Source organism: Burkholderia sp. BCC0322, from assembly GCF_902833045.1.
In the GTDB taxonomy this organism is placed as follows: domain Bacteria; phylum Pseudomonadota; class Gammaproteobacteria; order Burkholderiales; family Burkholderiaceae; genus Burkholderia.
Genome location: NZ_CADFDU010000013.1, coordinates 49,344 through 75,073 on the forward strand (window position 1 = coordinate 49,344; position 25,730 = coordinate 75,073).

Consider the following 25,730-nt stretch of genomic DNA (forward strand, 5'->3'; position numbering starts at 1 on the left):
ATTTTCTTGTGGGAAATGTGCGACCGGCGACGGGAAGCTTTTGGCCTCCCGCCGCCGGATGAATTAGCCGGTCTTCGCGACAGCTTACGACAGGCGTGTTACTTCACGCTAACACCGTCGAAGCGGGCATAGCCAAGCGGCTCGATACGCATGTCGACCACGTTCTTGCGAACCGGCTGGTAGACCGTCGAGTTCGCGATCGGCGAGAACGGCAGCTGTTGCGCGAAGATCTGCTGAGCCTGCGTGTAGAGCTTCGTGCGCGCGTCCTGGCCCGTCGTCGTGCGGCCCTTCTGGACCAGCTCGTCGAACGGCTTGTAGCACCAGTGCGAGAAGTTGTTGCCCTTGATCGCTTCGCAGCCGAGCAGCGTGCCGAGCCAGTTGTCCGGATCGCCGTTGTCGCCGGTCCAGCCGATCAGCATCGTGTCCTGCTCGCCCGAGTGCGCGCGCTTGATGTACTCGCCCCACTCGTACGTGACGATCTTCGCCTTCACGCCGATCTTCGCCCAGTCGGCCTGGATCATCTCGGCCATCAGGCGGGCGTTCGGGTTGTACGCGCGCTGCACCGGCATCGCCCACAGCGTGATCTCGAAACCGTTCGGGAAGCCTGCCTTCGCGAGCAGCGCCTTCGCCTTCTCGGTGTCGTACGCGGGCATCTTCAGGTTCTTGTCGTACGACCATTGGGTCGGCGGCATCGGCGCGGAAGCAGCCTGACCGGCGCCCTGGTAGACGGACTCGAGGATCGCCTTCTTGTTGATCGCCATGTCGAGTGCCTGACGCACCTCGAGCTTGTCGACCGGCTTGTGCTCGACGTTGTACGCGAGATAGCCGAGGTTGAAGCCTGCCTGCGACGGCATGTCGACGCCCGCATCGGCCTTCAGCGTCGCGATGTCGGCCGGACGCGGATAGCTCATCACCTGGCATTCGTTGCGCTTGATCTTCTGCACGCGCACGCCCGGATCCGGCGTGATCGAGAAGATCAGCTTCGAGATCTTCACTTCGCCCTTCTTCCAGTAATCAGGATTGCCATCGAATCGGATCGTCGCGTCCTTCGTGTAGCTGCGGAAGATGAACGGGCCCGTGCCGACCGGCTTCTGGTTGATGTCGGCGGCCTTGCCTGCCTTCATCAGCTGGTCGCCGTATTCGGCCGACAGGATCGACGCGAATTCCATCGCCATGTTCTGGATGAACGGCGCATTCGGCTCGGCGAGCGTGAACTTCACGGTGTACGGATCGACCTTCTCGATCTTCGTGATCAGCTTGTCGAGGCCCATGTCGGTGAAGTACGGGAACGACACCGGGTACGCCTTGCGGAACGCCTGGTTCGGATCGAGCATGCGCTGGAACGTGAACAGCACGTCGTCCGCGTTGAATTCACGCGTCGGCTTGAAGAAGTCGGTCGTATGGAACTTCACGCCGTGGCGCAGGTGGAACGTGTACACCTTGCCGTCCGGCGACACATCCCACTTCTCGGCGAGGCCCGGCTCGACCTTCGTGCCGCCGCGCTCGAATTCGACGAGACGGTTGTAAACGGTAAACGTGGCGGCGGTGAAATCGACGCCGGTCGTGAATTGCGCGGAATCGAAACCCGCCGGGCTGCCTTCTGAGCAGTAGACGAGCGTTTTGTTCGGGATCTGTGCGAATGCAGAACCCGCGACGCCGAGCGATGCCGCTGCCACGCCTGCAATGGCGGTAACACGCAGGGTGTGCAACAGACGGTTGTATTCCATGTTTCCTCCAGGTCTCCAGATCGGAACCGGCCGCCCGGGGCCGGTGTACGCGGATATTACTTGAGCTAACGATGTGGCAACAAGCTGGAGAAAAAACTCTTCTAGATGCCCCGCACGGGTTTTTGCCGATGTTTAGTGTGGGTAAAAAATGCGAAAACGCGCGCGAGCGGCAAATCCGGTCATCTCGCGCAAGTTTCGTTCGACAACTAAACAATTCGGGCGCGAACACGAAGGCTCGAGGCACCGTTTTCCCGTGTTCCGCAGCACATCATTGCGTTTTGCGAAACGATCCGTTGATCGTCTTCAAATCGTCATGTCGTCACGTCGTCGTGTCGTCACGCCGGCGCGTCGAGGTCGGCGCTGCGCGCGGGCACGAACGCGACCGCGACGATCGACAGCGCGATCCCGGCCATCACATAGTAGGTCGGCGCGAGCGGCGTGCCCGTGGCCTTGATCAGCCACGTGACGATGAACTGCCCGAAGCCGCCGAACAGCATCACCGCGACGTTGTACGCGATCGACAGCCCGGTCGAGCGCACGTTGGCCGGAAACAGCTCGGCGATCATCGCGCCGAACGGCCCGTAGTAGCCCGCGAGCGTGACCGACAGCACGGCCTGCACCGCGATCAGTCGCGCGATGCTCGGCGCCGCGTCGAGCCACGCGAACAGCGGATACATCAGCACGAGCGTCACCACCAGCGACCATAGCGACAGCCCCTTGCGGCCGATGCGATCCGACCACGCGCCCGCGATCGGCGACAGCACCATCAGCAGCAGGTTGCCGACGATCACCGCGTAGAACGATTCCGCGTAGGGCAGCTTCAGCTGCTTCACCGCGAAGGTCGGCAGATAGCTGATCAGCACGTAGATCGTCACCGTCAGCGCGATCACCGAGCCGAGCCCGCACAGCACCTCGCGCGGGTGGCGCGTGAACACTTCGCCGAGCGTCGCGCGGCGCGCGCTTTGCTGCGCATGCAGGAACGCTTCGGAATCGGCGAGATGGCGGCGGATGTAGAAACCGATCGGGCCGATCACGAGCCCGAGGATGAACGGCACGCGCCAGCCCCAGCTGCGCAGCGCGTCGTGCGACAGCCCGCGCGTGACGGCCGCGCCGACGAGCGCGCCGATCAGCAGCGCGGCCGCCTGGCTCGCCATCTGCCAGCTGCCGTAGAAGCCGCGTTTCGAGAATGGCGCAGCCTCGATCAGCAGCGCCGTCGCGCTGCCGAATTCGCCGCCCGCGGAGAAGCCCTGCAGCAGACGGCCGAGCACGATCAGGATCGGGCCGCCGATGCCGATCGCCGCATACGGCGGCGCGACCGCGAGCAGGAAGATGCCGGCCGTCATCAGGAGGATCACGAGCGACAGCGCGGCCTTGCGGCCGGCGCGATCCGCGTACAGCCCGAACACGATGCCGCCGATCGGGCGCATGAAGAACGCGACGCCGAACGTCGCGGTGGTCAGCAGCAGCGACGAATATTCGCTGGAGGTCGGGAAAAACAGCTCGGCGATCACGACCGTCATGAAGCCGAACACCGTGAAGTCGTACCACTCGAGCGCGTTGCCGATCACGGCGGCCACGACCGCTCGCCGGTTCAGCGCACGCTCGGGCCGGATCGTTTTCGTTGAATTCGCAATCGTCGCCATGCGTGCCTCGTTCTCGTCAGTTCGCCGTGTCGGGCTGCGCGGCACGCGGGGTGCCCGCGGCGCGCTGGTTTGCAGCGAGTGTAGAAAGCGACGGAACCGTTTTCAAGCAATAAAAAAACGCCCGCCATCTATCGACGGCGGGCGTTTTGCGGTTTTCGCCACAATGCGGCATCGCACGATGCCGCATGGCCCTCAACCCATCTTCGAGAAGGCGCTGCACCAGCCCTTCGCCGACACCTGCTTGCCGGGGAAGGCGCCGCACGGGCCCGAAGCCGAGCCCTTCTTGCCCTGGTACAGCATGCAGGCTGCGCAATCCTGGCCTGCCGCGTATTTCGGGTACTTCGCCTTGTCGACCTTCGTGGCATCGGCCTTGTAGCCGAGTGCCGTCGCGGTCGGGTCGCTCTCCGTGAGCATCGGCGCATCAGCCAGCGCTTCGCGCGACAGCGCCAGCGCGGACACGGCACCAATGCTCGTGATCAGGAAACTCCGACGGGATGTTTTCATGGGGGACTCGCTCCAACGTTATCGGTTTGAAAGCTGTTCTGGCGACAGCCGTTCGACAGAATAACGCTCAAGCGAATGGTTGTGCGCGCCGAAATGTCATAGATAAGAAATTCGACACGCCGGGCGAGTGCGCGCCGCGTCAGCAGTAGGCCGCCATGTCTCCCACGCGCTGCGCGAGCGCGAGCGACGCGGTGAGCCCCGGCGACTCGATGCCGAACAGGTTCACGAGACCGCGCACGCCATGCTGCGCGGCGCCCTGCACGATGAAATCGGCCGGCGGCTCGCCGGGCCCCGCGACTTTCGGCCGGATGCCCGCGTATGCCGGCTGCAGCGCGTCGTCGGGCAAGCCCGGCCAGAATGCGCGAATCGACGCGTAGAACGCGGTCGCGCGCGCGGGATCGACTTCGTAGCGCAGCGTATCGACCCATTCGACGTCCGGGCCGAAGCGCGCCTGCCCGCCGAGATCGAGCGTCAGGTGCACGCCGAGCCCGGCGCGCTCGGGCATCGGGTAGATCAGGTGCGAAAACGGTGCGCGCCCCGACAGGCTGAAGTAGTTGCCGCGCGCGAGATAGAGCGGCGGCACCCAGCGCGGGTCGAGGCCGCGCGTGCGGCGCGCCAGCGCCTGGGCACCGAGGCCCGCGCTGTTGATCACGCAGGCGGCCTCGATCTCGGTCGGCGCGTCGCCGCCCGTGCGCACGACGAAGCGCCCGCCGCGCAGCACGTCGATCGATTCGACCGGGGATTTCAGCGCACACACCACGCCGTCGCGCTGCGCGTCGCCGAGCAGCGCGAGCATCAGCTGGTGGCTGTCGACGATGCCGGTGGACGGCGAGAACAGCGCCTCGACGCATTCGAGCGCGGGCTCGAGCGTCTGCGCCTCGGCGCGCGTGAGCGGCATCAGGTCGAGCACGCCGTTTTCGGCCGCGCGTGCGGCGATTGCCTTCAACTGCTTCACCTGCGCGGCGCTCGTGGCGACGAGCAGCTTGCCCGCACGCCGGTGCGGCACGTGATGCGTCTCGCAGAATTCGTACAGCAGGTCGCGCCCGTGCACGCACGACGTCGCCTTCAGCGACCCGCGCGGATAGTAGAGCCCCGCATGGATCACTTCGCTGTTGCGCGAACTCGTACCGGTGCCGATTGCATCGGCAGCCTCGAGCACGAGCGTTTCGCGCCCGCGCGCGGCCAGTTCGCGCGCAATCGCAAGACCGACGACACCCGCGCCGATCACGACACAATCCATCTGCTCCATGACGTTTCGCGCCGCTAGCGCGTCGAGGGGAGAGAAGAGAATTGTACGTCCCGGTTCACCCGCTTGCCGAAGGTCGTGCGGCGTATCGCGACGACGCCGTGCATGGCGTACGACGCACGGCACGGCGCGCGCCTGCCGCCGCCGTGCGCGCGCCGCTCGCTCAGAAGCCGATCGGCCGGCGCTTCGCGGCACCCTCGTCGGCACGGATGTCGCGCGGCCCGATTGCATCGCGGCCGTCGAGCCGCGCGGCGCCGAATGCGTGCAGCAGCGCGCGGCGCATCGTGCGCGGCGGGGTCGCGGCCAGCACGTCGAGCGCGTCGTCGCCGAGGATGTCCGGGAAGCGCCGCCCCCACGCATGCGACGTGCGGATCTCGTCGTAGATCGTCTGCGCGATCCGGCGCGCGCCGGCCGCATCGGGCGGCTCGATCTCGTACACGTTCATCCGGTTCAGCAGCGGCTCCGGAATCGCGTGTGCGTCGTTCGCGGTCGCGACCCAGATCACGTTGCCCGCATCGATCGGCACTTCCGCGAACTCGTCGATGAACGCACGCGCGGTGTCGTGCTCGAGCAACGCGTACAGCGCGCCGAGCGGATCGTACTGCGCATCGCTGCCGGCCTTGTCGATCTCGTCGACCGCGATCACCGGGTTCGCGTAGCTGCCGTTCACGAGCGCATCGAACACCTTGCCGGGCTTCGCGTTCTTCCATTGCGACGATGCCCCCGACAGGATCCAGCCGGCCGTCAGCGAACTCATCGGTACGTAGTGGTACGCGGTGCCGAGCAGTTGCGCGAGCGCCTTCGCGAAGTGCGTCTTGCCGATGCCCGGGGGCCCGAGCAGCAGGATCGGCATCAGTTCGAGCCGGTCGTCCGTTTCGAGGCACAGCGCGACCTGCTTGCGCACGTCGTCGAGCGGCTCGGCGAAATTGGGCAATGTCTCGCCGAGCGCGTCGAACGACGGCATCCGGTTCGGCTTCACGCAGAAGCGCAGATTGCCCGTCTTGAGCATCCTCTCGTAGGTGGCGCGCAGTGCGTCGCTCGCGCTCTCGTTCAGGTCGCTCAGCGCCGCCTCGACCTGCTCGAGGTCGTACACCGTGCTGAAGGACGCCACCGCCAGTTCCTGTTTCACCATCGCCGTCGTCATACCAACCTCGCTGCCGCTTGCTGTCACATGATCATCAGACCCTTACGATTTCAGTGTAGCGATCCCACATCCCCGCGCAAGCAAGCAGCCGCGCGCGTCTGCTGCTAACACCCGCGCGCGCTGCACGCCGGCGCGCCGCGGCGTATCATCGTCGGTTCACCCACCCGCCGCACCGGCCTTGCCGACGGCGCCCGCGCGGCGCGTCGGCTCCGTCTCGAAGGTATGCCGATGTCCGTCCCCACTGCTTTCCCGCGCGTCGATGCCGATGCGATCGGCGCCGTCGACGCGGCGCTCACGTCGCGCCGCGCGATCCGTGCGTTCCTGCCGACGCCCGTGCCGCGCGACACGCTCGAGGCGATCCTCGAAGCCGCGAGCCGCGCGCCGTCGGGCACCAACATCCAGCCGTGGCGCGTGTACGTCGCGACGGGCGCCACGCGCGATGCGCTCGCCGCCGCACTCACCGCGGCCCACGACGATCCCGCGCGCGACGAAAAATATGTGGCCGAGTACGACTACTACCCGCGCGAATGGGTGTCGCCCTATATCGACCGGCGCCGCAAGGTCGGCTGGGACCTGTACGGCCTGTTGAACATCGGCCGCGACGAGAAGGCGCGCATGCATGCGCAGCACGCACGCAACTTCCGCTTCTTCGATGCACCGGTCGCACTGTTCTTCACGCTCGACCGCGTGATGAACTACGGCGCATGGCTCGACTGCGGGATGTTCCTGCAGGGCGTGATGACGGCCGCACGCGCACGCGGGCTCGATACCTGCCCGCAGGCCGCGTTCGTGCCGTTTCACCGGATCGTCACCGAACACCTCGGCATTCCCGCCAACGAACAGCTGGTCTGCGGCATGTCGCTCGGCCATGCGGACCCCGACGCGATCGAGAACCGCCTCGTCACCGAGCGCGCGCCGGTCGCCGAGTTCACGCGTTTTTTCGCTTGAAAACGCATGACGCGGCCCTACCTTTCGAACAGGACCGCATCATTGGGCGAACTTGCCGCGGCGCGTCCTGTCACATCGCGATCGAAATCGATCGGGCGTAAGATGTGCGTCCATTCCCCGCTATTCCGCGTTTCCGGAGACGTTTCATGCTGAAACACGGCCTGGCCGTCCTGCTCGCGAGCATCGCGCTCGCCGCCCATGCGCAGAGCCCCGCGCCGGACTCCGTCGCGTGGGAAATCCAGGTCGTGCGCGACGGCCAGACCGTCGATACGTTCCAGCAGCGCACCACCGTGGGTCAGGCCCGTACCGATACCCATCGCTATCCGTCCGCCGTGCCGGTCGGCTGCGGCAATGCCGCGCGCGTCGTGCCGACCGAGCGCTCGCGCTCAGTAACGGTCGCGCCGCTCACCGTCGATGCCGGCGCGAACACGGTGTCGCTCGCGCTCGACGTGCAGGAAACGATCGACGACGAAGGCGCGAAGCCCGCCGATCCGTGCGTGCCCGCGTCGCCGCGGCAAATCGTCGCGAGTCACCCGGGCCTGACGGTCGGCGGCGACGCGTGGACCGACTGGACGCTCGTCGAACAGCATCCGCACCTCGTGTACCGCGTGCGTGCGCACGTCGCGAAGGATTGAGCGTCATGTCCGCCGACGCCCTGTCCCTGCCGTTCGCCGAACCGCACGCCGCACCCGACGAGATCACCGCGGTGAGCTGGAACCTGCACAAGGGCCGCTCGCCGCTCGGCTTCACCGCGTGGAACGCGATGCGCAACTGGATGCAGTCGACGCACGCCGACGTGTATTTCCTGCAGGAAGCGATGGCGCGCCGCATGCCGCGCCCGATGCTCGCCCCCGGCTTCGGCGCGCCGATGGACGACGCGGTCGACGACGTCTGGCACTGCCAGGCCACCGAGATCGCGCATGCGCTCGACTGGCAGATCGCGCTCGGGCCGAACGTGTTCAAGCCGTCGTGGCGGCACGGCAATGCGATCCTGTCGCCGCACCCGCTCGACCTCGGCGGCCGCTGGGACATCTCCGCGCACCGCTTCGAGCGGCGCGGGCTGTTGGTCGCGCGCGCGACGCTCGCGGGCGCGCGCCCGGTCACGCTGCTGTGCGCGCACCTCGCGCTCACGCGCGCCGCGCGGCTGCGCCAGATGCACTGGATCGCGCACTGGATCGTGCGCAACGCAGGCGACGGCCCGCTGATGCTCGCCGGCGACTTCAACGACTGGCGCAACGACTCGGTCGCGCTGTTCGGCGAGATCGGGCTGTCCGAGGTCGCGACGCTGCTCGGCGAATCGGGCCGCACGTTCCCCGCGTTCTCGCCGGCACTCGCGCTCGACAAGATGTTCGTGCGCGGGCTGACGCCGCTCGAATGGCGCGCCCCGTCCGGCGAGGCCGCGTGGCTGTCGGACCACCTGCCGTACATCGCGCGCCTGCGCCTCGATCCGCAATAACGTTCCCGGCCTCGGCCCGGGATCTGCCGGATTGCGCATCGCCAAAGCCCGGCCGCTCGGCGCGCGCTACATTGACGCCTTGCCCATTCCGCCAGGCCCCGCCGCCGGGCCGCGCCGCCATGACCTACCTGCCGATCCTGCTGCAAATCGCCGCCGTCTATCTCGTCGCGGCGATCACCCCCGGCCCGAATTTCTTCATGATTTCGCAACTGTCGCTCGCGGGCCGGCGCAGCCTCGGCGCCGCATCGGCGCTCGGCGTCGGCACCGCGTCGGTCGCGTGGGCGACGCTCGCGATGCTCGGCCTCGCGGCCGTGCTGCACCAGGTCGAATGGCTGTACGAGGCGATCCGGATCGGCGGCGCCGTGTACCTCGTGTATTTCGGCTTCAAGCTGCTGCGCTCGGGCGTGCGCCGCGATACGGCGCCGGCCGACGCGCCCGACGAACGCGCGCCGCTCGCCGCGCCGCACACGCGCGACTACCTGCGCGCGTATCGCAGCGGGCTGTTCACGTGCCTGACGAACCCGAAATCCTGCGCGTTCTGGACCAGCGTGTTCGCGGCGATGCTGCCCGCGCACGTGCCGCTGTGGTTCAACGGCGCGGTGCTGGTGACGATCGGCGGGCTGTCGGCCGGCTGGTATTCGTGCGTCGCCTGCCTGTTCGCGAGCCCGCGCGCGCAACGCGGCTACCGGCGCGTGCGGCGCCCGCTCGACGCGCTGTGCGGCGTGGCGCTCGTCGGCCTCGGCGCGAAACTCGCGGCCGAGCGCTGAAAACCGAAAGCTGATTGAAATGATTCGTTGCGCCAAATCCGCGCGGCCACGGGGGTCAAGCCCGCGATCCGCGTCAACAGGGTAAAATAACGAGTTCCTCAATCGTCTGTCATCGAGAAGGCGCGTGTCCGACGCGCCGGCCGGCCGATCCGTGATCGGGCCGTCGCACTCGGTTTTTTGCCCGTTTTTGGGCCCGTTACTCGCGTTCGCTACGCGCGTCCGTTTTCAAAGCCATGAGCAAATACGACACCGCCACCGTCCAATCCGTCCATCACTGGACCGACACGCTGTTCAGCTTCACCTGCACCCGTGAGGCGAGCCTGCGCTTCAACAACGGCGAATTCACGATGGTCGGCCTCGAGGTCGACGGCAAGCCGCTCGCGCGCGCCTACTCGATCGTCAGCCCGAACTACGAAGAGCATCTCGAATTCTTCAGCATCAAGGTCCAGAACGGCCCGCTGACGTCGCGCCTGCAGCACCTGAAGGTGGGCGACACGGTGCTGATCGGCAAGAAGCCGACGGGCACGCTGGTCGCCGACAACCTGCTGCCGGGCAAGACGCTGTGGATGCTGTCGACGGGCACGGGCCTCGCGCCGTTCATGTCGATCATCCGCGATCCGGACATCTACGAGCGCTTCGACAAGGTGATCCTGACGCACACGTGCCGCCTGAAGGGCGAGCTCGCGTACATGGACTACATCAAGCATGACCTGCCGGGCCACGAGTACCTTGGCGACATCATCAAGGAAAAGCTCGTCTACTACCCTACGGTCACGCGCGAAGCATTCGACAACGAAGGCCGGATCACCGACCTGATCGCAACGGGCAAGCTGTTCACGGATCTCGGCGTCCCGCCGTTCTCGCCGGAAAACGACCGCGTGATGCTGTGCGGCAGCACCGCGATGCTGAAGGACACGACCGACCTGCTGAAGCAGGCCGGCCTCGTCGAAGGCAAGAACAGCGCGCCGGGCCACTACGTGATCGAGCGCGCGTTCGTGGACTGATCGATCCCCAAATTTGCGCGCCATCAAGAACCGGAGCGAAAGCTCCGGTTTTTTTTCGTCCCTACTTGGCGAATTCGTAACAAATTGGGATGATCTAATCTCAAATAGTTACATTTGGATACGTCATCGTCCGGTGCTCGGGTGTCAGTGTTTTTCCTACAACACGTTCACCCGGATTACTCACATTTACCCTTAAATGTCCGCCCGACATGACCTTTTCAGAAATTTTGAGATATTATTCGCCGCGCGTGGTTGCCGTTCGGATGACAGTGAAAGGGTCGGATGCAAGTGTTACAAGACGTAACTTTTGTTACCTCGGCAGGGGGCAATTCTCTGGCGGCGACCGTCATCGAAACGGCAGCCGATCCACGCAGCCAGCCGGTGTCTGAACCGCTTCTGACAGCAGGGAGAGTCATGGATACGTCGCTTAACGCGCCCTTGGGCGCCCACGCCCCGTTCCCGTCGCAACAGCGCATGCCAGGCTGCGTCGCGACTCCGCCCGTTACCGACGCCGCGTCGAAACGCGACGCCCGCGCCGCGCGGATCGCAGCGCTGTCTGCCCAGTTGCTCGCCGCCGACGAAGCGGCCCGCCGTCACCTGGCCGGCGAGTTGCACGACGGGCTCGGCGCCGAACTCACCGCTGCGCGATTCGCGCTCGCAAACGTTCAAGCGTGGCTGCCGGCCGATGCGCCGGATGGTTGCCTGCGCGCGCTGGCGCTTGCGCAGCAGGCGCTCGACGCCGCGACCGACGCGAATCGCCGGCTGATCGACGAGCGCGACACGCCGGCGCTCGACGCAGGCTTGGTCGGCGCGCTCTCGTCGTGGGCCGACACCCACGCGGCACGCACGGGCCTGCACACCAGCTTCGTCTGTGCGGCCGACGCGCGCCTGACGCAGATCGCCGGCGCCAGCGCGCTCGCGGTGTTCCGTGTCGCGCAGGAAGCGTTGTCGAACGTCGCGAAGCACGCACGCGCGACGTCGGTCGACGTGCGGATCGCCACCGACGGCACGCATCTGTCACTGATTGTCTCCGACGATGGGACCGGTTTCTCCCGGCGCCGCCGCCCCGGCTACGGTCTCGCCGGCATGCGCGCCCGCTGCGAGGCGTTCGGCGGCAGCTTCGAGACGGCCACGCCGGAAACCGGCCACGGCACGCGCGTCACTGCGCGCTTCGCTTGGGATTCGCTGCTCGCGGTGCCCGTCGCGGCCCGCCGCGCGTCGCTTTCGTGAGGTCGTCATGAGCCTGAACATCCTGCTCGTGGACGATCACGCGATCGTCCGGCAAGGGATCCGCCAGTTGCTGATCGACCGTGGCGTCGCACGCGACGTCACCGAGGCCGAGAACGGCGGCGACGCCATGGCCGCCGTCGACAAGCAGGAGTTCGACGTGATCCTGCTCGACATCTCGCTGCCGGACACGAACGGCATCGAAGTGCTCAAGCGCCTCAAGCGCAAGCTGCCGCGCACGCCGGTGCTGATGTTCTCGATGTACCGCGAGGATCAGTACGCGGTACGCGCGCTGAAGGCCGGCGCCGCCGGCTATCTGTCGAAGACGGTCAACGCCGCGCAGATGATCGGCGCGATCCAGCAGGTCGCGGCCGGCCGCAAGTACGTGAGCCCCGCGATGGCCGAGGCGCTCGCCGAATACGTGTCGTTCGAGAACGAGCCGCTGCCGCACGAGAAGCTGTCCGACCGCGAATACCAGACGCTCTGCATGCTCGCGTCGGGCAAGCGGCTCACCGACATCGCGAACACGCTGTCGCTGTCCGTGAAGACGGTGAGCGTGTACCGGTCGCGGCTGCTCGAGAAGATGCGGCTGTCGAACAATGCGGAGCTCACGTTCTACGTGATGAGCAACCAGCTCGTCGACATGGCGCCCACGGCCGGCGCCTGATTTCGCCGCCCTGCCCGATGCGTCCGGCCCGGCGACGCGGCGCATGCCGCGCCGCCGCCCGCGGCCGCCCGCCTGGCGCGCAAGCGTTTGTTTTATCGGACGATTTCTCGAGGCGCCGCTGCGCCGCAGCGGGTCTTGTGCGCCAAATCGGCTAAAATTGCGGGTTTTCACTCAGTCAGCGCTATCGCGCCCGCGCGCGCTGGCGATTCATCCGCAATGTCACTCTTCCGCAAGAAAAACGTCGATCGCATGATCGCCGGCGCGCATGCCGCCGGGCTCAAGAAAGCGCTCGGCGCGATCGACCTCACCTTCCTCGGCATCGGCGCGATCATCGGCACCGGCATCTTCGTGCTGACCGGCACCGGCGCCGTGCAGGCCGGCCCCGCGCTGATGCTGTCGTTCGTGATCGCCGCGATCGCGTGCGGCCTCGCGGCGCTGTCGTACGCGGAATTCGCGTCGACGATCCCCGTCGCCGGCTCGATCTACACGTATTCGTATGCCACCCTCGGCGAGGTCGTCGCGTGGATCATCGGCTGGGACCTGATGCTCGAATACGGCCTCGCGTCGTCGGCCGTGTCGGTCGGCTGGTCGGGCTACCTGCAGTCGCTGCTGCAGGGCTTCGGGCTGTCGCTGCCCACCGTGCTGACGGCGGCGCCCGGCGCGGTGCCGGGCGTCGTCACGTGGTTCAACCTGCCCGCGTTCCTCGTGATGATCGTGATCACGACGCTGCTGTCGATCGGCATCCGCGAGTCGACCCGCATCAACAACATCATGGTGTTCATCAAGGTGTCGGTCGTGCTGCTCGTGATCGCGGTCGGCCTGTTCCACGTGACGCCCGCGAACTGGAAGCCTTTCATGCCGCACGGCTGGAACGGCGTGTTCGGCGCGGCGGCCGTGATGTTCTTCGCGTTCATCGGCTTCGACGCGGTGTCGTCGGCCGCCGAGGAAGTGAAGAATCCGAAACGCGACCTGCCGATCGGCATCATCGCGTCGCTCGCGGTGTGCGCGGTGCTGTACGTGACGGTCGCCGCGGTCGCGACCGGCATCGTGCCATCGGCCCAGTACGCGAACATCTCGCACCCGATCTCGTACGCGCTGCAGATGGCCGGCGAGACGTGGGTCGCGGGCTTCATCGATCTCGGCGCGGTGCTCGGCATGCTGACCGTGATCCTCGTGATGAGCTACGGCCAGACGCGCGTGATCTTCGCGATGTCGCGCGACGGGCTGCTGCCCGCGACGCTGTCGCGCGTGCACCCGCGCTACGCGACGCCGTTCCTGACGACCTGGCTCGTCGGCCTGTTCTTCGGGCTGATCGCCGCGCTCGTGCCGCTCAACGTACTCGCCGAACTGATCAACATCGGCACGCTCGCGGCGTTCTCGATGGTGTCGATCGCCGTGCTCGTGCTGCGTCGCACGCACCCCGACCTGCCGCGGGCGTTCCGCTGCCCCGGCGTGCCCGTAGTGCCGATCCTCGCGGTCGCGTCGTGCCTGTTCCTGATGCTGAACCTGCAACCCGTCACCTGGGCCGCGTTCGGCATCTGGCTCGTAATCGGCCTCGTGATCTACTTCCTGTACTCGCGCCACCACTCGAAGCTCGCGCACGGTCACCACGACGCGCACTGAGCGCCGCCGTGCCGCACGCGGCACGGTGCGCACCCGCGGGGCCGGATACCGGCCCCGCCCCCCTCCCCTCCCCGCCCTGCCTTCACGCGTCACGCCGCCACGTTGCCATTCCTGCAACGATCCGTGCGTCAATTCCCGTTCCCATTGGCTGTTTTTCGAATGCCGGCATATTCGCTTCAGATCAGCGCATTAATCGATTGAAAACGTAATGCGATTGAATTGAATATGAATAGCACAAAATAATTGCGTGACCGGCATTGAACTCTTGCATCCGCCAAACTAGCATTCAGTCGGTCGACCGCGCGAACCCGCCCAGCCCATACCAGCCCGGGATTGCGACGCAGCATGAGCGCCGCGCGATGCAATCGGCTTCATCGAAACGCATTTCCATTAAACAGAAATTCATCGCGTATTCATAAACCAATTTTCAGCATCTTTTTAATTAATTACAATTAAAACCGGATAATCCGGTTGCCGGTATTGCATTGCCTCCGTCCGGAGGCATGTCGCTGCACCTGTCAGAAGTTCAACAAGAACCAGAGAGGTCTGTCATGAGCAATACATTGGTCAACGTCACGGCAAAGGTCGAAATCAACGCGGCCAACCAGACGATCGCGGGGCTCAGGGATTATCAAAGCAAGAACTGGGCGATCGGGCTGAACGGGGATACGCTGGCGCCGGACGGTTTCCTGACGTTCTTCACCGAGCGCAACCTGCCGTTCAGCTACTACGTGCGCGCACGTGGCGTCTCGGTCGGCGAGCCGAGCGCATACCAGGCGAACATCGAGACGCTGACGCAGCACATCGCCGCGATTCGTGCGTCGGAGACGAACCAGGTCCAGGCGACGATCCGCGAGCTCGAGCTGTACAAGTCGAGGAACTGGGCGATCGGCCTGAACGGCACGACGCTGCAACCGGACAATTTCCTGCCGTTCTTCGGCACCCGCTCCGTGCCGTTCGAGTACTACGTGCGCAGCGGCGGCGTCGAGCTTGGCACGTCGAACGCGTATGACAACAACATCCGCGCCCTGACGCAGTACCTGGGCTCGCTCTGACGGAGCACCCCGCCGGGTGGATGTATCCGCCCGGCGGCCTGCCGGCGGCCCGTCCAGGGCCGCCCTGCCCGCCTTCCTCGCTGCTCAGTCTCCCCCTTCCCCGTTTTGCCCGTTCCCCGTCGCCTGCACGCTTGCCGCGGCCGGTTCATAATCGCGCCATCGAACGGCGGCCCGCATCGGCGGTGTCGCCCGGCAACAGGAAGGAGATGATGGAAAGCGTCGATCTCGATGTATTGAAATCCAGCGCGCGCTGGCTCGAAGAAGGGCGCCGCGTGCTGTTGGTGACGGTCGTGAAGACGTGGGGCTCGTCGCCCCGCCCCGAAGGCGCGATGCTCGCGGTGCGCGAGGACGGACTCGTGGTCGGCTCCGTGTCCGGCGGGTGTATCGAGGACGACCTGATCGCCCGCGTGCACGCGAGCGGGATCGCGGCCGACGCGCGCCCGGAAGCGCTCAAGTACGGCGTGACGGCCGAGGAAGCGCACCGCTTCGGGCTGCCGTGCGGCGGCACGATCCAGCTCGTGCTCGAGCCGCTCACGCGCGACAGCGGGATTGCCGCGCTGTGCGCGGAAGTCGAGGCCGGCCGTCTCGTCACGCGCACGATGACGCTCGCGACGGGCCGCGCATCGCTGTCGCCCGCGCAGGCGGCCGACGGGCTCGCGTTCGACGGCGAGCGGCTCGTGACGATCCACGGGCCGCGCTATCGAATGCTCGTGATCGGCGCCGGCCAGTTGTCGCGCTATTTGTGCCAGATCGCGGTCGGGCTCGACTACCAGGTGACGGTGTGCGATCCGCGCGAGGAATACACGGATGCATGGGACGTGCCGGGTACGCGTGTCGTGCACACGATGCCCGACGATACGGTGCTCGACATGAATCTCGACGCACGTTCGGCCGTGATCGCGCTCACGCACGATCCGAAGCTCGACGATCTCGCGCTGATGGAAGCGCTGAAGACGCCCGCGTTCTACGTGGGCGCGCTCGGTTCGCGGCGCAACAACGCGGCGCGGCGCGAGCGGCTGCGCGAATTCGACCTGAGCGAAGCAGAACTGGGCCGGCTGCACGGGCCGGCAGGCATTTACATCGGCAGCCGGACGCCGCCGGAAATCGCGATCTCGATCCTCGCCGAGATCACCGCCGCGAAGAACAACGTGTCGCTGCCGACGATCCTGCAGGTCGAGGGTGCGAAGGCCGCGCGCGAAATCGCGGCGAACAGCGGCGCGGCCTGCGGCCTCTGATCGCTAACGGCGCCGGCGCGCGGTCGCGCCGGGCACGGCTTCGCGACGAGCAAAGCGGACGAAACCAACGAAACGGCACGCGCCGGCGCCAGGCCGACACGTGCCGCCGATCAGGTCAGCCCGGCGGCCAGCGCCGCGGCGACCGAACCGACCACCAGCACGACGCCCACCGTGCGGCGCTTGTTCAGCTCGGTCCACAGCAGCACGCCGGTCAGCGACAGCAGGATCAGCGAGCCTGCAATCGTGTCCATCAGCAGCACCCAGCCGAGATTCATCCCGACGCCGCGATGCAGATTGTTCAGCGTGGTCAGGAACGTGTTGCCCGTGCGCTTCACCGCGACGTAGCCGTTGCCGACCCAGTATTCGGCCTGCAGGTTCTGGTGCGGGCCGAACAGGCCCATCTGCCAGTGCTCCGGCTGCATCACGCGTTTGTCGCCCCACGCGACGGGCTGCGCGGGTTCCTTGCGCATGCGGCCCGGCTTGCCGTCGAAATGCAGTTCGTGCTGCAGCCACTTCGTCATCGCGGCGGGCGTCTTCGGCGCCGGATCAGGCAGCGCGATCTGCATCTCCTCGACCTGCGGCTCGCCGGTCGAAATCTTCAGCGGCGGTGCGCGGTGGTTGAGCAGCACGCCCGTCACGCCGAACAGCAGCCCGAGCACCGCGCCCCACAGGCCGACCCAGCCATGCACCTTGCGCAGCCACTTGATGAAGGTCGCGCGACGCGAACGCTGGCGGCGCGCAGCCAGTTCGTCGTCACCCAGCGGGCGGGCCGCCGGGTGCAGCACGGTGACACCCGCGCGGGAAGTACCCGTCTGGGGCGGATTGATCGTTTCGGGCGCGTTCACGCGAAAGGGTCCATTCGTTCAAAACAACGGGCGGCGCGCAGAGCGTGCGCGCCGCCCGAGCGGCATGAAAATGAGAATGGATATCATTACACAAATCGATAGCCGGCTCAATCCGCCCGGCTGCATGGCGGCGAGCCCCGCGACAGAGGGAACTCAAACGAAGCAGACACATTGCTTCATGATGCGGGAAGATCGGGGAGGAATATCGACAGAATGACTTTTCGGAATCGAGACGGCATTTCGTAAGAAATCGCACGATACCGAGCCGTTCAACGCAGCGGCGGCAGCGGAAAGCGCGGTGCGGCGGCGTCCGGCGCGGGTTCGGTACGGTCGAGCGCGTACAGCCACGCGAGCAGATCCGCGACCGCCTGGTAGAGCTGCGGCGGAATCCGGTCGTCGAGGTCGACCTGCATCAGCAGGGACACCATCTCCGGCGCCGTATGCACGTACAACCCCGCGTCGTGCGCGCGCGCGACGATCATCTCGGCGAGCGCACCGTAGCCCTTCGCGACCACGCGCGGCGCCGCATCACCGCCCTTCGGATCGTAGACGAGCGCGGCGGCGCGCTTGCGGGACGTCATGCTCATTGCAGCGCCTCGTCGGTATCCGGCGCACGCGTCGTCGGGCCGCCGGCCGAGGCTGAACCGCGCGCATACGCGGCCGCGGCCGCCTGGGCCGCAAACAGGTCGAAGCCGTCCGGGCCGTCGTCGACCGCGCGGATCGACAGCCCGCCCACCTTGAGCCCCGACACTTCGAGCCGCTGCCGCAGTGCCGCCTCGTGCCGGGTGAGACGGTCGGCCCCCGTCTGGTTCGCACGCAGCCGCGCGACGAGCTGCGTGCCGTTCAGCACCAGCTCCGCGTCGACCGTGCCGAGCGACGGCAACGTCAGCGTGAGGCGCGTGCGCCAGGCGATGCCGTCGCCCGAGTCGCCGCCGTCGCCGCGCGGCGCCCGGCTGCCCGGATCGTCGGGCTCGATCGTCCAGTCGAGCCGCGCGCCGGGCCATGCCTCGCCGGCCCAGCGAAACTGGTCGGTCGCGAGCGCGTCGAGCTGCTGCCTGACGAGCGGCACCGCGGCCGGATGCACGGGCGCAAGCGTCTGCGCCTGGGAATCGGACGATGCGGCAGCCAGTTCGGCTCGCGCGGGCGTCCAGCGCGCATCGGGCCGATCGCCGAGCAGATCGGCCGTATCGGGCGGCAGCGACGCCCCCTGCCGCGCGCCCGACGGCAGGGCCGGCGCGGGATCGCGAGCCGCCGCGCCGCCCTGCGCCGGCGTGCCCGGCTGCGCCGTTGCGCGCGCGCTCGCCGGTAACGGCGGACGCTGCGCGAGCAGCTCGTCGAGCGGGTCGGTCGAGCCGTGCTGTACGGCATCCGGGTCAGCCGGCACGAGCGCGGCCGCGAGGCGTGCCTGCGGCTCGCGCATCAGCGCCGCGAGCGGACGCTGGCCAGCCAGCCACTGCGCGAGATGGGATTCATAGAAGAGGCCGCTTTCGCTCACCGCCTGCGCGAGCGCTGCGCGCAGCGCGGCAACCGGCAAAGTCGCAGCCGCTTCGCGCACCGCGGCGGCCGACGACGCCGCAGCGGCAGCCGGCGACGCCGCGGCGGAAGCGGGCGTGGAAGACGCAGCCGGATCGGAGGCGGCCGGCGCGGCCGCGTCGGTCAGCAGCACGGTGGGGTCGGCCAGCAGCGGCGCGCGCCCGGCAATGGCCGGCGTCGAGTCGCCGCCCGCGCGCGAGATCGCGTCGAGCACGCGCCCGACATCGGACAGCGCAGTCTGGGTGGAAGCGGGCGGCGCGGCAGGCGGACTGCCGGCCGAAGGCGTGGACGACGCACCGGTGCCCGGCGTGCCGACCTGTGAGGTCGCGCCACCGCCGGCGGGCGCCGACACGGTGCCGGTCAGCAAGCTGTCGAGGCGGCTCGCGAGCAGTGCGGCCGCAACGGGGTCGATACCGGTCATGATCGGAGCCTGGTCACCTCAGCCACATCGTGGCGAATCCGGGAACGACACACCGGTGCCGTCCGCGGGAACTGCGCGTCTGCCGCAACGGGCTCGTGCACCCCGCGCCCGTTTCCCCGGAAACGGGCCCTACCCGCGCGCGCGGTAGAGATCGGTCAATACCTTGGTCGAGCGCCGCGCCTCGAACAGCGCGGACAGCCGCGCGACGTCCGGGCTCGCGAGATCGCGGATCGCGGCGTCGTCGGCCAGGATGCGGCGGATCAGGTCGAGCTTGCGGCCGAGGTCCGATTCGTCGAGCACGACGCCCGGATCGGCTTCCTTCAGCCCGTCGACCAGCTGCATGAATTCGGCCTGCAACCCCGGCAACGCGCTCCAGTCGGCGCTGCGGGCGGCACCCAGCATCCGGCCCGAGACGGCGGCAAGCGCCTCGTAAAGTTCGAAGTATTCGGCCTTGCGATTCATCTTGATGCTTCCACTGCCTGTTGCGCGGCCATCCGCGCGACTTCCGGGGCGATTCCCGTCCATGCTTCCTCGAGCGTCGCGAGCAGCCTGTCGACCTCGACCAGCATCGCGTCGCTCGCCTGCGCGTTGGCCTCGAGCAGACGCCGGCCGATATACGCGTACAGCGCGTCCAGCCGTTCCGCGATCTCGCCGCCCGCGTCGAGGTTCAGCGACGCCTTCAGCCCGCTGTCGACGATCCGGATCGCCTTGCTGATCGCTTCACCGCGCGCGGATACATTGCCCTGCTGCAAATGCATGCGCGCCAGCGCAACCGCCTGCCGCGCGCCCTGGTACAGCATCGCGATCAACCGGTGCGGGGAGGCGCCCATCACCCCCGTCTCGACGCCGACACGCGCGTATGCACTGGCTCCAGCGTGTCCTGGGGAAAACATGCGCTTCTCCTTGTTGTGCGTTGGCTATACGGGAACCGCCGCCGTGCATCGCACGACGCGGCCTTCACCGGAGTTATCGGAAGGGATTTGGAAAGCTTTAGGCAAGCGGCCCATGCCGCATCGCGCGGCAGGTTCGCCCAGCGGACCCCGCCCGGATGGCCGTGCGCGGGGCGCTCTCCCCGGATAGCCGTCCTGTCAGACCAGCCGTCCTGTCAGATCGACATCTGCATGATGTCGTTGTAAGCGCTCACTAGCTTGTTGCGGACCTGGAGCCCGAACTGAAAGCCGATGTTGGCTTTCTGCATGTCGACCATCACGTCGTTCAGCGACACGTTCGGCGCGCCGACCTCGAACGCCTGCGCCTCGCCGAGCGCATGCTGCTGGTCGCCGCTGATCTTGTCGAGCGACGCCTTCATCGCGCTCGCGAACGTGCTGGCCGTCGCCGCGCCCGAGCCGGCCAGTGCCGCCGTCGGGCTCGCGACGCCGCCGGACGCTTGCGCGGCCATCGACTGCATCTGTTGCAACACCGAACCGATTCCGCTGACGTTCGCAGTCATGCTGTCCCCAAAACTGAGAGAAGAGACCCGGACGCACCGGGAGATCCGCCGGCGCCGCGCCACGCGCACCATGCCGGATTCCGAAAAAGGATAGCAGCGCGCCGCGCGTCAAAGCCGAGAAAGTACGGGGGAAACCCCGCTCTTTTCGGTCGATCGGAGGACGGCCCGGGTCACGATAATCGCATCGTGTCATTGTCCGCCCGCTCGTCCGAGCGAGCTCAGTCGTCCCGCTCCGGAGAAACTCGACGCATGGATTCGCAGGCCAACTCGCTGATCAACCCAGATGCCCGCGCGGGCCTCGCCAGCCCGGCGCCCGGCGCCGCCGCGGCCGCCGCGTTGCCGGGCGCGGGTGGCGCAGGCGCGGACTTCGGGCTTGGCGGCTTCGCGGAACGCATCCCCGGCATCTCGCGGATGAAGGGCAACCCGAAGCTGCCGTTCCTGATCGCCGTCGCGTTCGCGGTCGCCGTCATCACCGCGCTCGTGCTGTGGAGCCGCGCGCCCGACTACCGCGTGCTGTACAGCAACCTGTCGGATCGCGACGGCGGTGCGATCATCGCGGCGCTCCAGCAGGCAAACGTTCCCTACAAGTTCGCCGATGCCGGCGGCGCGATCCTCGTGCCGTCGAACCAGGTGCATGAAACGCGCCTGAAGCTTGCCGCGATGGGGCTGCCCAAGGGCGGCTCGGTCGGCTTCGAGCTGATGGACAACCAGAAATTCGGCATCAGCCAGTTCGCCGAACAGATCAACTACCAGCGCGCGCTCGAAGGCGAGCTGCAGCGCACCATCGAATCGATCAACGCCGTGCGCGGCGCGCGCGTGCATCTCGCGATCCCGAAGCCGTCGGTGTTCGTGCGTGACAAGGAAGCGCCGAGCGCGTCGGTGTTCGTCGACCTCTACCCGGGCCGCGTACTCGACGAGGGCCAGGTTCAGGCAATCACGCGAATGGTGTCGTCCGGCGTGCCCGACATGCCCGCGAAGAACGTGACGATCGTCGACCAGGACGGCAACCTGCTGACCCAGACCGCATCGGCATCCGGCCTCGACGCGAGCCAGCTCAAGTACGTGCAGCAGGTCGAGCACAACACGCAGAAGCGCATCGACGCGATCCTCGCGCCGATCTTCGGCGCCGGCAACGCGCGCTCGCAGGTCAGCGCGGATCTCGATTTCTCGAAGGTCGAGCAGACGTCGGAAAGCTACGGCCCGAACGGCGTGCCGCAGCAGGCCGCGATCCGCAGCCAGCAGACCAGCAGCTCGACCGAGCTCGCGCAGGGCGGCGCGTCGGGCGTGCCGGGCGCGCTGTCGAACACGCCGCCGCAACCGGCTTCCGCGCCGATCGTCGCCGGCAACGGCTCGAACGCGCCGCAGGCGACGCCGGTGAGCGACCGCAAGGACCAGACGACCAACTACGAGCTCGACAAGACGATCCGCCATCTCGAGCAGCCGATGGGCAGCGTGAAGCGGCTGTCGGTCGCGGTCGTCGTCAACTACCAGCCGGTCGCCGACGCGAAGGGCCACGTGACGATGCAGCCGCTGCCGCCCGCGAAGCTCGCGCAGGTCGAACAGCTCGTGAAGGACGCGATGGGCTACGACGCGAAGCGCGGCGACTCGGTGAACGTCGTGAACAGCGCGTTCTCGACCGCGAGCGACCCGTACGCCGACCTGCCGTGGTGGCGCCAGCCGGACATGATCGCGATGGCGAAGGAAGCGGCGAAGTGGCTCGGCATCGCGGCGGCCGCGGCGGCGCTCTACTTCATGTTCGTGCGCCCGGCGATGCGCCGCGCGTTCCCGCCGCCCGAGCCGGTCGCACAGGCGCTCGCCGCGCCGGAAGATCCGGTCGCGCTCGACGGCCTGCCGGCGCCGGAAAAGGCCGAGGAACCCGACTCGCTGCTGCTCGGGTTCGAGAGCGAGAAGAACCGTTACGAACGCAACCTCGACTACGCGCGCACGATCGCCCGCCAGGATCCGAAGATCGTCGCCACCGTCGTGAAGAACTGGGTGTCCGATGAACGCTGAAGGCTTGACCAAGAGCGCGCTCCTGCTGATGTCGATCGGCGAGGAAGAGGCCGCGCAGGTATTCAAGTTCCTCGCGCCGCGCGAGGTCCAGAAGATCGGCGCCGCGATGGCCGCGCTGAAGAACGTCACGCGCGAGCAGGTCGAGGACGTGCTGCACGAATTCGCGAAGGAAGCGGAGCAGCACACCGCGCTGTCGCTCGATTCGAGCGACTACATCCGCTCGGTGCTGACCAAGGCGCTCGGCGAGGACAAGGCCGGCGTGCTGATCGACCGTATCCTGCAGGGCAGCGACACGAGCGGCATCGAGGGCCTGAAGTGGATGGATTCCGGCGCCGTGGCCGAGCTGATCAAGAACGAGCATCCGCAGATCATCGCGACGATCCTCGTGCACCTCGACCGCGACCAGGCGTCGGAAATCGCGTCGTGCTTCACCGAGCGGCTGCGTAACGACGTGATCCTGCGGATCGCGACGCTCGACGGCATCCAGCCGGCCGCGCTGCGCGAGCTCGACGACGTGCTGACGGGCCTGCTGTCCGGCAGCGACAACCTGAAGCGCAGCCCGATGGGCGGCATCCGCACCGCGGCCGAGATCCTGAACTTCATGACGAGCGTGCATGAGGAAGGCGTGCTCGAAAGCGTGCGCCAGTACGACGCCGAACTCGCGCAGAAGATCATCGACCAGATGTTCGTGTTCGAGAACCTGCTCGACCTCGAGGACCGCGCGATCCAGATGGTGCTCAAGGAAGTCGAGTCGGAAACGCTGATCATCGCGCTGAAGGGCGCGCCGCCGGCGCTGCGCCAGAAGTTCCTCGCGAACATGTCGCAGCGCGCGGCCGAACTGCTCGCCGAGGATCTCGACGCGCGCGGCCCGGTACGCGTGTCCGACGTCGAGACGCAGCAGCGCCGCATCCTGCAGATCGTGCGCAACCTGGCCGAGAGCGGCGCGATCGCGATCGGCGGCAAGGCGGAAGACGCGTATGTCTGATTCGGCGAGCGATCGCGCGGGCACCCTCACCGCGTACCAGCGGTGGGAGATGGCGTCGTTCGACCCGCCGCCGCCCCCGCCGCCGCCCGACGACGCGGCGGCCGCCGCCGCCGCGCTCGCCGAGGAACTGCAGCGCGTGCGCGACGCCGCACATGCCGAAGGCCATGCGGCCGGCCACGTCGAAGGCCAGGCGCTCGGCTACCAGGCCGGTTTCGAGCAGGGCCGCGCACAGGGTTTCGAGGCCGGCCAGGCCGACGCACGCGAACAGGCCGCGCAGCTCGCGGCGCTCGCCGCGTCGTTCCGCGAGGCCGTGTCGACCGTCGAACACGATCTTGCCGCCGACATCGCGCAGCTCGCGCTCGACATCGCGCAGCAGGTCGTGCGCCAGCACGTGAAGCACGACCCGGCCGCGCTGGTTGCCGCCGTGCGCGACGTGCTCGCCGCCGAACCCGCGCTGTCCGGCGCGCCGCATCTCGCGGTGAACCCGGCCGACCTGCCCGTCGTCGAAGCCTATCTGCAGGACGATCTCGATGCGCTCGGCTGGAACGTGCGCACCGACGCGTCGATCGAGCGCGGCGGCTGCCGCGCGCACGCCGCGACCGGCGAGGTCGACGCGACGCTGCCCACGCGCTGGCAGCGCGTCGCCGCCGCGATCGGCAAGGTGAGCACGTGGTGACGCGGCCGCCCGAGGCGCTCGCGCACGACGGCATGACGCCGCTGGAGCGCGAACTCGCGCTCGCGTCGTTCGGCCCGCATGCGCACGACGCCGCGCCGGACACCGCACAAGACACCCCGTCGCACGCCACCGCTGCAGCGGCCGATACCCCCGGCGCCGCACCGCGCGCACCGCACAACCCGCATCTCGCGCACTGGCGCAGCCACCTGAACGGGCTCGCCGCGCGCAGCCACCGCGCGTTGCCGCTGCGGCCGTGCGGGCGCCTGACGCGCGCAGCCGGCCTCGTGCTCGAGGCGATCGGGCTGCGCCTGTCGGTCGGCGCCGAATGCACGATCGAACTGCCGCCCGGCAGCACGCTGCCGCACGCGCAAGCCGAAGTCGTCGGCTTCGCCGGCGATCGCCTGTTCCTGATGCCGACCACCGACGTCGCGGGCGTGCTGCCCGGCGCGCGCGTGTGGCCGCTCGAAAGCGCGCCCGTCGCCGATCCGCTCGCGGGCGCGAAGCGGCTGCCGGTCGGCTGGGAGATGCTCGGGCGCGTCGTCGACGCGTCCGGCCGCCCGCTCGACGGCCTCGGCCCGCTCGCATCGAAGGTCGACGCGCCGCTGTCGGCGCCGTCGATCAACCCGCTCGAGCGCGAACCGATCCACCACGTGCTCGACGTCGGCGTGCGCGCGATCAACGCGCTGCTCACCGTCGGCCGCGGGCAGCGGATGGGCCTGTTCGCGGGCTCGGGCGTCGGCAAGTCGGTGCTGCTCGGCACGATGGCGCGCTACACGAGCGCGGAAGTGATCGTGATCGGGCTGATCGGCGAACGCGGCCGCGAAGTGAAGGAATTCATCGAACAGATCCTCGGCGAGGACGGCCTCGCGCGCTCGGTCGTCGTCGCGGCGCCGGCCGACGTGTCGCCGCTGCTGCGGATGCAGGGCGCGGCCTACGCGACGTCGCTCGCCGAGTATTTCCGCGACCAGGGCAAGCACGTGCTGCTGCTGATGGATTCGCTCACGCGCTACGCGATGGCGCAGCGCGAGATCGCGCTGGCGATCGGCGAGCCGCCCGCGACGAAGGGCTACCCGCCGTCGGTGTTCGCGAAGCTGCCCGCGCTCGTCGAGCGCACCGGCAACGGGCCGGAAGGCGGCGGCTCGATCACCGCGTTCTACACGGTGCTGACCGAAGGCGACGACCAGCAGGACCCGATCGCCGATTCGGCGCGCGCGATCCTCGACGGCCACATCGTGCTGTCACGCACGCTCGCCGAGGCCGGCCACTACCCGGCGATCGACATCGAGGCGTCGATCAGCCGTGCGATGACCGCACTGATCGACGAAACACATCTCGACCACGTCCGGCAGTTCAAGCAGATGCTGTCGCGCTACCAGCGCAATCGCGACCTGATCGCGGTCGGCGCGTACGCGCCCGGCCGCGACGCGCAGCTCGACCGCGCGATCGCGCTCTATCCGCGCATCGAGGCGTTCCTGCAGCAGGGCTTTCGCGAATGCGCGCCGTTCGCGTCGAGCCTTGCCGGGCTCGATGCACTGTTCGACGCTTACGGAGGCTGATCCAG

General features: G+C 67.8%; 25 protein-coding genes. 14 read left to right on the forward strand and 11 right to left on the reverse strand.

Annotated features, from left to right (window positions below; all coding sequences use genetic code 11):
- Positions 1 to 98: 98 nt before the first annotated feature.
- The 5 genes from HWX39_RS28345 to HWX39_RS28365 all read right to left on the reverse strand — a co-directional run bounded on the left by HWX39_RS28345 (position 99) and on the right by HWX39_RS28365 (position 6,264).
- Positions 99 to 1,727, reverse strand: coding sequence for an ABC transporter substrate-binding protein (locus HWX39_RS28345; RefSeq protein WP_175971023.1), 1,629 nt, complete (start codon positions 1,725 to 1,727; stop codon positions 99 to 101).
- Between the two features lie 335 nt (positions 1,728 to 2,062).
- Positions 2,063 to 3,370, reverse strand: coding sequence for an MFS transporter (locus HWX39_RS28350; protein ID WP_175971024.1), 1,308 nt, complete (start codon positions 3,368 to 3,370; stop codon positions 2,063 to 2,065).
- Positions 3,371 to 3,562: 192 nt separating this feature from the next.
- Positions 3,563 to 3,874: a high-potential iron-sulfur protein gene (locus HWX39_RS28355; RefSeq protein ID WP_175015387.1), complete on the reverse strand. Its 312-nt coding sequence runs from the start codon at positions 3,872 to 3,874 to the stop codon at positions 3,563 to 3,565.
- Between the two features lie 139 nt (positions 3,875 to 4,013).
- Entirely contained in the window at positions 4,014 to 5,123 is a 1,110-nt protein-coding gene (locus HWX39_RS28360) for an NAD(P)/FAD-dependent oxidoreductase (protein ID WP_175971025.1), read from the reverse strand.
- A gap of 160 nt (positions 5,124 to 5,283) precedes the next feature.
- Positions 5,284 to 6,264: an AAA family ATPase gene (locus tag HWX39_RS28365; protein WP_175971026.1), complete on the reverse strand. Its 981-nt coding sequence runs from the start codon at positions 6,262 to 6,264 to the stop codon at positions 5,284 to 5,286.
- A gap of 228 nt (positions 6,265 to 6,492) precedes the next feature.
- Here HWX39_RS28365 and HWX39_RS28370 point away from each other — a divergent pair, with 228 nt between their 5' ends.
- The 10 genes from HWX39_RS28370 (at position 6,493) to HWX39_RS28415 (ending at position 16,246) form a co-directional block, all read left to right on the forward strand.
- A complete protein-coding gene (locus HWX39_RS28370) occupies positions 6,493 to 7,212 on the forward strand; it encodes a nitroreductase (RefSeq protein WP_175971027.1) in 720 nt (239 codons plus the stop codon).
- 146 nt (positions 7,213 to 7,358) lie between these two features.
- A complete protein-coding gene (locus HWX39_RS28375; protein WP_175971028.1) occupies positions 7,359 to 7,847 on the forward strand; it encodes a hypothetical protein in 489 nt (162 codons plus the stop codon).
- A gap of 5 nt (positions 7,848 to 7,852) precedes the next feature.
- A complete protein-coding gene (locus tag HWX39_RS28380; protein ID WP_175971029.1) occupies positions 7,853 to 8,668 on the forward strand; it encodes an endonuclease/exonuclease/phosphatase family protein in 816 nt (271 codons plus the stop codon).
- 119 nt (positions 8,669 to 8,787) lie between these two features.
- Positions 8,788 to 9,435 (forward strand): LysE family transporter, encoded by a 648-nt coding sequence (locus HWX39_RS28385; RefSeq protein WP_175971030.1) that lies wholly within the window; start codon positions 8,788 to 8,790, stop codon positions 9,433 to 9,435.
- Positions 9,436 to 9,668: 233 nt separating this feature from the next.
- Positions 9,669 to 10,439, forward strand: coding sequence for a ferredoxin--NADP reductase (locus tag HWX39_RS28390; RefSeq protein WP_059812432.1), 771 nt, complete (start codon positions 9,669 to 9,671; stop codon positions 10,437 to 10,439).
- A gap of 414 nt (positions 10,440 to 10,853) precedes the next feature.
- Positions 10,854 to 11,669, forward strand: coding sequence for a quorum system sensor histidine kinase RqpS (gene rqpS, locus HWX39_RS28395; RefSeq protein WP_175971031.1), 816 nt, complete (start codon positions 10,854 to 10,856; stop codon positions 11,667 to 11,669).
- Between the two features lie 7 nt (positions 11,670 to 11,676).
- Positions 11,677 to 12,333, forward strand: a complete 657-nt coding sequence (gene rqpR, locus HWX39_RS28400; RefSeq protein WP_175971032.1) for a response regulator transcription factor RqpR — start codon at positions 11,677 to 11,679, stop codon at positions 12,331 to 12,333.
- Positions 12,334 to 12,549: 216 nt separating this feature from the next.
- Positions 12,550 to 13,956 (forward strand): amino acid permease, encoded by a 1,407-nt coding sequence (locus HWX39_RS28405; protein WP_175971033.1) that lies wholly within the window; start codon positions 12,550 to 12,552, stop codon positions 13,954 to 13,956.
- A gap of 551 nt (positions 13,957 to 14,507) precedes the next feature.
- Positions 14,508 to 15,011, forward strand: coding sequence for a hypothetical protein (locus HWX39_RS28410; protein ID WP_175971034.1), 504 nt, complete (start codon positions 14,508 to 14,510; stop codon positions 15,009 to 15,011).
- Between the two features lie 209 nt (positions 15,012 to 15,220).
- Complete coding sequence (locus HWX39_RS28415) at positions 15,221 to 16,246, forward strand: XdhC family protein (protein WP_085041961.1); 1,026 nt, start codon at positions 15,221 to 15,223, stop codon at positions 16,244 to 16,246.
- Between the two features lie 110 nt (positions 16,247 to 16,356).
- Here HWX39_RS28415 and HWX39_RS28420 read toward each other — a convergent pair whose 3' ends face one another.
- The 6 genes from HWX39_RS28420 to fliE form a co-directional block, all read right to left on the reverse strand.
- Positions 16,357 to 17,091: a PepSY-associated TM helix domain-containing protein gene (locus HWX39_RS28420; RefSeq protein WP_175971035.1), complete on the reverse strand. Its 735-nt coding sequence runs from the start codon at positions 17,089 to 17,091 to the stop codon at positions 16,357 to 16,359.
- 269 nt (positions 17,092 to 17,360) lie between these two features.
- Positions 17,361 to 17,678 carry an EscU/YscU/HrcU family type III secretion system export apparatus switch protein gene (locus HWX39_RS28425; RefSeq protein ID WP_175971036.1) on the reverse strand — a complete coding sequence of 106 codons (318 nt, stop codon included), beginning with the start codon at positions 17,676 to 17,678 and terminating at the stop codon, positions 17,361 to 17,363.
- Complete coding sequence (locus tag HWX39_RS28430; protein WP_175971037.1) at positions 17,675 to 19,045, reverse strand: flagellar hook-length control protein FliK; 1,371 nt, start codon at positions 19,043 to 19,045, stop codon at positions 17,675 to 17,677. The genes HWX39_RS28425 and HWX39_RS28430 overlap by 4 nt, the downstream gene beginning before the upstream one ends.
- A 129-nt stretch (positions 19,046 to 19,174) precedes the next feature.
- A complete protein-coding gene (locus tag HWX39_RS28435; RefSeq protein WP_175971038.1) occupies positions 19,175 to 19,507 on the reverse strand; it encodes a flagellar protein FliT in 333 nt (110 codons plus the stop codon).
- A complete protein-coding gene (gene fliS, locus HWX39_RS28440) occupies positions 19,504 to 19,938 on the reverse strand; it encodes a flagellar export chaperone FliS (protein WP_069249107.1) in 435 nt (144 codons plus the stop codon). Before fliS ends, HWX39_RS28435 begins: the two co-directional genes overlap by 4 nt.
- Before the next feature lie 212 nt (positions 19,939 to 20,150).
- Positions 20,151 to 20,495 (reverse strand): flagellar hook-basal body complex protein FliE, encoded by a 345-nt coding sequence (gene fliE / locus HWX39_RS28445; protein WP_175971039.1) that lies wholly within the window; start codon positions 20,493 to 20,495, stop codon positions 20,151 to 20,153.
- A 249-nt stretch (positions 20,496 to 20,744) separates the two neighbouring features.
- On the opposite strand from fliE, the gene fliF reads away from it, so the two are divergent.
- Genes fliF through fliI form a run of 4 tightly spaced genes read left to right on the forward strand, consistent with a single transcriptional unit; the run spans position 20,745 to position 25,725 of the window.
- On the forward strand, positions 20,745 to 22,508 hold the full coding sequence (gene fliF, locus HWX39_RS28450) for a flagellar basal-body MS-ring/collar protein FliF (protein WP_175971040.1): 1,764 nt from the start codon (positions 20,745 to 20,747) through the stop codon (positions 22,506 to 22,508).
- Complete coding sequence (gene fliG / locus HWX39_RS28455) at positions 22,498 to 23,493, forward strand: flagellar motor switch protein FliG (protein ID WP_011353514.1); 996 nt, start codon at positions 22,498 to 22,500, stop codon at positions 23,491 to 23,493. The genes fliF and fliG overlap by 11 nt, the downstream gene beginning before the upstream one ends.
- Positions 23,486 to 24,169 carry a flagellar assembly protein FliH gene (fliH, locus tag HWX39_RS28460; RefSeq protein WP_175951271.1) on the forward strand — a complete coding sequence of 228 codons (684 nt, stop codon included), beginning with the start codon at positions 23,486 to 23,488 and terminating at the stop codon, positions 24,167 to 24,169. The genes fliG and fliH overlap by 8 nt, the downstream gene beginning before the upstream one ends.
- Complete coding sequence (gene fliI, locus HWX39_RS28465) at positions 24,163 to 25,725, forward strand: flagellar protein export ATPase FliI (protein ID WP_175971041.1); 1,563 nt, start codon at positions 24,163 to 24,165, stop codon at positions 25,723 to 25,725. Before fliH ends, fliI begins: the two co-directional genes overlap by 7 nt.
- Positions 25,726 to 25,730 lie beyond the last annotated feature (5 nt).